This is a genomic window from Streptomyces swartbergensis (genome assembly GCF_002148965.1).
Taxonomy (GTDB): Bacteria; Actinomycetota; Actinomycetes; order Streptomycetales; family Streptomycetaceae; genus Streptomyces; species Streptomyces swartbergensis.
In genome coordinates this window covers 1-7,780 of record NZ_NGFN01000386.1, presented here as the reverse complement: position 1 = coordinate 7,780, position 7,780 = coordinate 1, and the positions used below count along the sequence as shown (strand labels likewise).

The window sequence follows — 7,780 nt, the reverse complement described above, 5'->3', positions numbered from 1 at the left end:
GGGACTGAGCGAGCCGGGGCCGGGTGCTCTCGGCATTCAGGGGGGCGCGTTGAGTTGCCGTTCTCTTGATTGTCAGTGGGGGCGGGTACGTTTTGGGGCATGGGGAAGCAGACGGGCGCGCACATTGTCTGGGACTGGAACGGCACGCTGTTCCATGACATCGACGCGATCATCGGGGCGACGAACGCGGCGTTCGCCGAGCTGGGGCTGGAGCCGCTGACGCTGGAGAAGTACCGGGAGCTGTACTGCGTGCCGGTGCCGAAGTTCTACGAGCGGCTGATCGGGCGGCTGCCGACCGAGGCCGAGTGGGAGGTCATGGACGACATCTTCCATCGGTACTACGCGGAACACCGGGTGGCGTGTGAGCTGACGGTGGGGGCCGTGGAGCTGCTGGCGGGGTGGCGGTCGGCCGGGCGCAGTCAGTCGATCCTGAGCATGTACGTGCACGAGGAACTCGTGCCGTTGGTGCGGGGGTTCGGGATCGAGCCGCACTTCATACGGGTGGACGGGCGGACCGGGCCGTCGGGGGGCAGCAAGGCCGAGCACATGGTGCGGCATCTGGGGTCGCTGAGGGTGGATCCTGAGCGGATCGTTGTGATCGGGGATGCCGCCGATGATGCGGTGGCTGCGCGGCATGTGGGGGCGCGGGCTGTGCTGTACACCGGAGGGTCGCACAGTCGGGCGAGTCTGGAGGCCGTCGGGGTTCCGGTGGTGGACACGCTGGAGGAAGCGGTCGACGAGGCGGAGCGGCTGGCGGCGTAGTGAGGTGCTGGCGTTGCTGCTGGAGCCGGGTGGGTGCGCAGCCGGCGGAGCGGGGTGCCTCCCCCAAGCTCTCGGCTTCGYTCGAGCAGGGGGYACCCCCATCGCCCACCCGYGCMGCCCYYAGCGGCACGAYTGCCCGCAGCCAGGTCGGCCCCGTGCCCGCAGATGGGTGCGCTTACTGTGCAGAACGTCAAACTTCCAGGTCTGGTTTTGTACACATACGGCTCATGACGGGCCCCCTGTAAGGAGCGATAGCCTTGGTGGCGTGATCAGCGCGATAGTTCGCGGGGACGTCGTCGTCTCTGCCTTGCGCCCGGAGAGCACGGACCACATCCGTGACCGGGCGGCGGTCGCTGGTCTTCGCGGGCGGGACGGGGCTTCGAGGACTCCCGGGACGCCGAGCACCACCCGGACCGAGGCGTCGCGGAGAGCAGCCTCACGCCCGTGGGACAGCTCAAGATTGGCTCAGACACGCCCGCTCATCTCACCTTGCGGCATAGCGTCGGAACAGACCGGATACCCCGTGTCACGACGTGACGTCGTAAGCGCAGAGACCGTACTTCCTTCTACGTCACGCAACGGCGCGCGACAGGAGCCAGAGGACAATGCAGACCAAGCTGGACGAAGCCAAGGCCGAGTTGCTCGAGAGGGCCGCCCGGGTTGCTGAGAACAGCCCGGTCGGGGGGCACCTACCGACCGGGTCGACGGGCGAGGAGACCCCAGACGCCCAGGGAGCCCCGGACCGCGAGTCCCTGCTCTCGTTCCTCCAGCGCTACTACCTGCACACGGCCCCGGAGGACCTCACCGACCGTGACCCGGTCGATGTCTTCGGAGCCGCCGTCTCGCACTACCGGCTGGCCGAGAATCGCCCCCAGGGCACGGCCAACGTGCGGGTGCACACCCCCACGGTCGAAGAGAACGGGTGGACGTGCAGCCACTCCGTCGTCGAGGTCGTCACCGACGACATGCCCTTCCTCGTCGACTCCGTCACCAACGAGCTGACGCGGCAGGGGCGCGGGATCCACGTCGTCATCCACCCGCAGTTCGTCGTGCGCCGGGACGTCACCGGCAAGCTCATCGAGGTGCTGCCCTCTCCCGCGACCGGCGTCGGCGACCTTCCGCACGACGCGCACGTCGAGTCCTGGATCCATGTCGAGATCGACCGTGAGACCGACCGGGCCGATCTGAAGCAGATCACCGCCGACCTGCTGCGGGTGCTGTCCGACGCCCGCGAGGCCGTCGAGGACTGGGGCAAGATGCGGGACGCGGCGATCCGGCTGGCGGAGGGGCTGCCGGACGAGCCCATCCCCGATGACCTGCCCGGGCCCCAGGTCGAGGAGGCCCGCGAGCTGCTGCGCTGGCTGGCCGACGACCACTTCACCTTCCTCGGCTACCGCGAGTACCAGCTGCGCGGCGACGACTCGCTGGCCGCCGTGCCCGGCACCGGCCTCGGTATCCTGCGCGCCGACCCGCACCACTCCGAGCAGGAGAGCCACCCGGTCAGCCCGTCCTTCGAGCGGCTGCCCGCCGACGCCCGGGCCAAGGCCCGCGAGCACAAGCTGCTCGTCCTGACCAAGGCGAACAGCCGGTCGACCGTGCACCGGCCGTCGTACCTGGACTACATCGGGGTCAAGAAGTTCGACGCCGAGGGCAATGTCATCGGCGAGCGGCGGTTCCTCGGGCTGTTCTCCTCCGCCGCCTACACCGAGTCCGTGCGCCGGGTGCCGGTCATCCGGCGCAAGGTCGAGGAGGTCCTCGAACAGGCCGGGTTCTCGCCCAACAGCCACGACGGGCGCGACCTGCTCCAGATCCTGGAGACGTACCCGCGTGACGAGCTGTTCCAGACCCCGGTCGACGAGCTGCGGGCCATCGTCACCTCCGTCCTCTACCTCCAGGAGCGCAGGCGGCTGAGGCTCTACCTGCGCCAGGACGAGTACGGGCGCTACTACTCCGCGCTCGTCTACCTGCCGCGCGACCGCTACACCACTGCCGTCCGCCTGCGGATCATCGAGATCCTGAAGGAGGAACTGGGCGGCATCAGCGTCGACTTCACGGCCTGGAACACCGAGTCGATCCTGTCCCGGCTGCACTTCGTGGTCCGGGTCCCGCAGGGCACTGAGCTGCCCGAGCTGTCCGACGCCGACAAGGAGCGCATCGAGGCCCGGCTGGTGGAGGCCGCCCGCTCCTGGGAGGACGCCTTCTCCGAGGCGCTCAACGCCGAGCTCGGCGAGGAGCACGCGGCGGAACTGATGCGCCGGTACGCGCACGCCTTCCCCGAGGGTTACAAGGCCGACCACAACCCGCGCGCCGCGGTCGCCGACCTCGTCCACCTCGAACAGCTGAACGACGAGGAGGGCAAGGACTTCGCGCTCAGCCTCTACGAGCCGGTGGGCGCCGCCCCCGAGGAGCGCCGCTTCAAGATCTACCGCACGGGCGACGCCATCTCCCTGTCGGCGGTGCTGCCGGTCCTCAACCGGCTCGGCGTCGAGGTCGTCGACGAGCGGCCGTACGAGCTGCGCTGCTCGGACCGGAGCGTGGCCTGGATCTACGACTTCGGCCTGCGCATGCCCCGCTCCCGCACCGGCGGGGACTACCTCGGCGACGACGCCCGCGAGCGGTTCCAGGACGCCTTCGCCGCCACCTGGACCGGCAAGGCGGAGAACGACGGCTTCAACGCCCTGGTGCTGAGCGCCGGGCTGACCTGGCGCCAGGCGATGGTGCTGCGGGCGTACGCGAAGTACCTGCGGCAGGCGGCGTCCACGTTCAGCCAGGACTACATGGAGGACACCCTCCGCAACAACGTCCACACCACCCGCCTGCTCGTCTCCCTGTTCGAGGCGCGGATGTCGCCGGACCGGCAGCGCGCGGGGTACGAGATCGTGGACGCGCTGCTGGAGGAGGTCGACGCGGCCCTCGACCAGGTCGCGAGCCTCGACGAGGACCGGATCCTGCGGTCCTTCCTCACGGTCATCAAGGCCACCCTGCGGACCAACTTCTTCCAGGAGGCGGCGGGCGGCAAGCCGCACGACTACGTCTCCATGAAGTTCGACCCGCAGGCCATCCCCGACCTGCCGGCGCCGCGCCCGGCGTTCGAGATCTGGGTGTACTCGCCGCGCGTCGAGGGCGTGCACCTGCGCTTCGGCAAGGTCGCGCGCGGCGGCCTGCGCTGGTCCGACCGGCGCGAGGACTTCCGCACCGAGATCCTCGGCCTGGTCAAGGCGCAGATGGTGAAGAACACCGTCATCGTGCCGGTCGGCGCCAAGGGCGGCTTCGTCGCCAAGCAGCTGCCCGACCCGAGCGTCGACCGCGACGCGTGGATGGCCGAGGGCATCGCCAGCTACAAGACGTTCATCTCGGCGCTGCTCGACATCACCGACAACATGGTGGCCGGCGAGGTCGTGCCCCCGGCGGACGTCGTCCGGCACGACGAGGACGACACGTACCTCGTCGTCGCCGCCGACAAGGGCACCGCGACCTTCTCCGACATCGCCAACGGCGTCGCCGGGCAGTACAACTTCTGGCTCGGCGACGCCTTCGCCTCCGGCGGCTCGGCCGGCTACGACCACAAGGGCATGGGCATCACCGCCCGCGGCGCCTGGGAGTCCGTCAAGCGGCACTTCCGGGAGCTGGGCGTGAACACCCAGACCGAGGACTTCACGGTCGTCGGCATCGGTGACATGTCCGGTGACGTGTTCGGCAACGGCATGCTGCTCTCCGAGCACATCCGCCTGGTGGCCGCCTTCGACCACCGGCACATCTTCATCGACCCGAACCCGGACGCGGCCACCTCCTACGCCGAGCGCCGCCGCCTGTTCGAGCTGCCGCGCTCCAGCTGGGAGGACTACAACAAGGAGCTGTTGTCGGCCGGCGGCGGCATCTTCCCGCGTACGGCCAAGGCGATCCCGGTCAACGCGCACATCCGCGAGGCCCTCGGCATCGAGGCCAAGGTCACCAAGCTGACCCCGGCCGACCTGATGAAGGCCATCCTCCAGGCCCCGGTGGACCTGCTGTGGAACGGCGGCATCGGCACGTACGTCAAGTCCTCCACCGAGTCCAACGCGGACGTCGGCGACAAGGCCAACGACGCCATCCGCGTCGACGGCAACGACCTGCGCGTCAAGGTCGTCGGCGAGGGCGGCAACCTGGGCCTGACCCAGCTCGGACGGATCGAGTTCGCGCTGCACGGCGGGCGGATCAACACCGACGCCATCGACAACAGCGCGGGCGTGGACACCTCCGACCACGAGGTGAACATCAAGATCCTGCTCAACGGCCTGGTCGCGGACGGCGACATGACCGTCAAGCAGCGCAACAAGCTGCTCGCCGAGATGACCGACGAGGTCGGCCACCTGGTGCTGCGCAACAACTACGCGCAGAACACGGCGATCGCCAACGCCCTCGCCCAGTCCAAGGACATGCTCCACGCCCAGCAGCGCTTCATGAAGCACCTGGTCAGGGAGGGTCACCTCGACCGGGCGCTGGAGTTCCTGCCCACCGACCGGCAGATCCGCGAGCGGCTCGCCCAGGGGCAGGGCCTGACCAGCCCGGAGACGGCCGTCCTGCTGGCGTACACGAAGATCACGGTCGCCGAGGAGCTGCTGCACACCTCGCTGCCCGACGACCCGTACCTGCGGGGCCTGCTGCACTGCTACTTCCCGACCGCGCTGCGCGAGCAGTTCCCGGACCGTCTCGACGGGCACCCGCTGCGCCGCGAGATCATCACGACGGTCCTGGTCAACGACACGGTCAACACGGGCGGTACGACGTATCTGCACCGGCTGCGCGAGGAGACCGGCGCGTCGCTGGAGGAGATCGTGCGGGCGCAGACGGCGGCCCGGGAGATCTTCCGCCAGTCGCCGGTGTGGGACGGTGTCGAGGCGCTCGACAACAAGGTCGAGGCCGACGTCCAGACCCGTATCCGGCTGCACTCGCGCCGCCTGGTGGAGCGCGGCACGCGCTGGCTGCTCAACAACCGGCCGCAGCCGCTTCAGCTCGCCGAGACCGTCGAGTTCTTCGCCGAGCGGGTCGAGCAGGTCTGGACCCAGCTGCCGAAGCTGCTGCGCGGCGCGGACCTGGAGTGGTACCAGAAGATCTACGACGAGCTGACGGACGCCGGCGTGCCGGACGAACTCGCCACGCGCGTGGCCGGGTTCTCCTCCGCCTTCCCGACGCTCGACATCGTCTCGGTCGCCGACCGCATGGGCCGGGAGCCGCTGGATGTCGCCGAGGTCTACTACGACCTCGCCGACCGGCTGCGGATCACCCAGCTCATGGACCGCATCATCGAGCTGCCCCGCGCCGACCGCTGGCAGTCCATGGCCCGCGCGGCGATCCGCGAGGACCTGTACGCGGCGCACGCGGCGCTGACCGCCGACGTCCTGGCGGTGGGCAACGGCACCTCGACGCCCGAGCAGCGCTACAAGGCGTGGGAGCAGAAGAACGCGGCGATCCTCGGCCGGGCCCGCACCACACTGGAGGAGATCCAGAGCTCCGAGGCGTTCGACCTCGCGAACCTGTCGGTGGCGATGCGGACGATGCGGACGCTGCTGCGGACGCATTCGTAGCAGTACGGCGTCCTGGGCGCCCCGGGCCGGTATCGGCCCGGGGCGCCTTCTTCTTGGCGTGGCTTAGGGCGATTCGAGTGGAGGACTTACTGTTTCCGGCTAAGGCTTGGGGCGTGACTGTGAACCTCTCAAGGGAGCGAGTGGCCGCTCCCGCCGACCCGCCGGTGAAGCGCGTCGTCCTCGAAGTGGTGAACTTCGCGCTGGTCGGCGGGAGCGGCGTCGCGGTGAACTTCCTGGTGTTCAACGTGCTCGTGCACGGGCTGCACCGGGCCGCCATGGTGGCGACCGTGCTGGCCAGCCTGATCGCCATGGGCACCAACTACCTCGGATTCCGGTACTTCACCTACCGCGACAGGGCGTCCCGGACCCGGCGCCAGATGGTGCTGTTCTTCGTCTTCAGCGGCATCGGCGTGGCCATGGAAAGCGGGCTGTTCTACGCCGGATATCACGGCCTCGGCCTGGCCGGCCCCTTCGAGTCCAACGCGGTCAAGGCGGCTTCCATCGTGCTGGCCTCCGCCTTCCGCTTCCTCGTCTACCGCACCTGGGTGTTCCAGCACGATGCGCACCGCGCCTAGACCGGCGGCCCTCGCCGCACAGGTGCCCGCCGCGGTGGTCGTCCTGCTGCTGGTCCTCGTGATCGTCCGGCTGCCGTGGGCCGGAGACCTCGGCATGCACGCCGCGACGGTCCAGCGGCTGCGGCACGATCTCGTCGACCCGGGCAATCCGCTCGTCGACGCGGACACGCCGAGCCCGTACTACTCGCCCTGGATGCTGGTGCTCGGCTGTGTCGCCCGGGTGAGCGGTCTGTCGGTCTTCGTGGTGCTGCGACTGGGGGCGCTGGCCGGGCTCGCGCTGCTGCTGTCGGGGGTGTGGCGGTATGTGCGGACGCTGAGCGACCATCGCGCCGCGCCCGCACTGGCCGTGCTGAGCCTGCTGTTCCTGTGGGGGACGGTCCTGTTCAACTGGAGCGGCTTCTACGGGCTCAACTCGCTCGCGCTGACGGTGTCGTATCCGAGCGTGTTCGCGCTGGGGCTCGCGTTCCACTTGTGGGCGTGGCTCGGGCGGGCGGTGCGCGGTGACGGTGACGCGGTGTGGGGCGTGTGGCTCGGGCTGGGGGCGCTGTGGGCGGTGATCCTGCTGTGCCATCAGTTCTCGGGCGTGGTGGCCACGCTGGGGGCGGTCGCGACGGTGGTCGCCGCGCGGCCGGGGCGGGCGATGTGGATCCGGCTGGGCGGTGGGCTGGTGCTGGGGCTGGTCGTCCTGCTGCTGTGGCCGTACTACGACTTCTTCGCGTTGTTCGGGGCCGGGGGCGGTCTGGAGTCGGTGCACCGGCCGCTGTACGAGGACATGGTCGGGCGGTACTGGCTGGTGCTGCTGGGTGTGTTGGCGCTGGGGGTGCGATGGTGGCGGGACCGGTGGGATCCGCTGGTGCTGTTCTGCGTGCTGGGGGTGGC

The 7,780-nt window shown here is 69.6% G+C and carries 3 protein-coding genes and 1 pseudogene; all 4 read left to right on the top strand.

Features of this window, described 5'->3' with window-relative positions; all coding sequences use genetic code 11:
* Positions 1 to 99: 99 nt before the first annotated feature.
* Complete coding sequence (locus CA983_RS37395) at positions 100 to 762, top strand: HAD family hydrolase (protein WP_086605180.1); 663 nt, start codon at positions 100 to 102, stop codon at positions 760 to 762.
* A 605-nt stretch (positions 763 to 1,367) separates the two neighbouring features.
* Positions 1,368 to 6,326: an NAD-glutamate dehydrogenase gene (locus tag CA983_RS37390; protein WP_086605179.1), complete on the top strand. Its 4,959-nt coding sequence runs from the start codon at positions 1,368 to 1,370 to the stop codon at positions 6,324 to 6,326.
* Positions 6,327 to 6,466: 140 nt separating this feature from the next.
* Positions 6,467 to 6,901, top strand: a complete 435-nt coding sequence (locus tag CA983_RS37385) for a GtrA family protein (protein ID WP_244207256.1) — start codon at positions 6,467 to 6,469, stop codon at positions 6,899 to 6,901.
* Positions 6,885 to 7,780: pseudogene (locus tag CA983_RS37380) on the top strand (hypothetical protein); the annotation flags it as partial. The gene CA983_RS37385 and the pseudogene CA983_RS37380, both read left to right, overlap by 17 nt.